Raw genomic sequence first — 1,160 nt, 5'->3', positions numbered from 1 at the left:
GGTGGATTCTATTTCGAAGTGCGAAATCCTAGGTTTTATAAGGGTTTGATCCCTTTTCCAGGAAGGCACGCAATGAACGGCTATCAGCATCTGGGTTTGGACGAGCGGCGCGACATTTATCGATTGGCAGCAACCGGACGGTCAGCACAGCAAATTGCTGACGCGCTGTGTCGGCATCCTTCGACGATTTATCGAGAGCTCAAGCGCAACCGCCATCTGGATGAGAATCCGCTGTTTCGCGGCTATTTTCCGACTGTCGCACAGACCATGGCGCGCGGGCGTCGAGTTCGTGGCGGGAAGATCGCTCGCCAACCGGAACTCGCCGCTTATATCGCTGATCGCTTGTCGGCCGCCTGGTCGCCAGAACAGATTGCGGGTTACCTGCGGCGTCATCGGGGCAACCGGGAGGCGGTGTGCCACGAGACCATTTACCAATATGTCTATGGACCTGATGGACGCCACCAGAAGCTGTGGCGCCATCTTCCCGTTGCCCGCCGTTCTCGACGGCAGCGCTACGCTCGTAAGCCACGCGGTCTCCATATTCCTGTGGCCAATACGATCGGCGCACGTCCGCAGGAAATTGCGGATCGCAGCAGCTTCGGACATTGGGAAGGCGATCTCCTGATCTTCCGGAGAGAATATGGCAAAGCCAACCTCACCTCGCTGGTCGAACGCTGCAGCCGCTTCACCTTCCTCGCGCGTAATCCGAGCCGACATTCTGCCGGTGTCATGGCCGGGATCGATCGGCATTTGCGCGGCATCCCCCCTTCCCTCCGGCGTAGCATCACCTTTGATCGCGGCACGGAATTTGCGGCTTTTGCGACACTGCGAAACAGGCTCGGCGTCACCAGTTATTTCTGCTTACCGTCCGCGCCCTGGCAGAAAGGCGGCGTGGAAAATTGCAATGGCCGAATACGGCGCTTCCTGCCCTCCAACACCGACATTGCGCTCCTGTCGGACAAAGAGATCCAGGCCGTCGCCGATCGCCTCAACAGCACACCCCGCAAGTGCCTGGGCTATCGCACCCCGCACGAGGTCCTGGGAGAACAGATCGCCCTCCTCAAGGCCGGATAAATTTTGCCATCCGGGGTGGGGCTCGCCCCACCCCGGATGAAATGCTACGCATCACCTCGGGTGTCGCGCTTCAAATGGAAACCGCC

Annotated in this window: 1 protein-coding gene; it reads left to right on the top strand. The window is 59.4% G+C overall.

The window, feature by feature from the left end:
- Positions 1-72 precede the first annotated feature (72 nt).
- Complete coding sequence (locus K7W03_RS27480) at positions 73-1,074, top strand: IS30 family transposase (protein ID WP_061934287.1); 1,002 nt, start codon at positions 73-75, stop codon at positions 1,072-1,074.
- Positions 1,075-1,160 lie beyond the last annotated feature (86 nt).

It is taken from the genome of Sphingobium sp. PNB (genome assembly GCF_019873065.1).
Lineage (GTDB): Bacteria > Pseudomonadota > Alphaproteobacteria > Sphingomonadales > Sphingomonadaceae > Sphingobium > Sphingobium fuliginis.
The sequence above is the reverse complement of the archived record's forward strand: the minus strand, read 5'-3'. Positions and strand labels throughout refer to the sequence as shown.

Excerpts from the sequence above, each read along its gene's own strand:
- K7W03_RS27480 (WP_061934287.1), top strand. The coding sequence starts at position 73 with ATGAACGGCTATCAGCATCTGGGTTTGGACGAGCGGCGCGACATTTAT.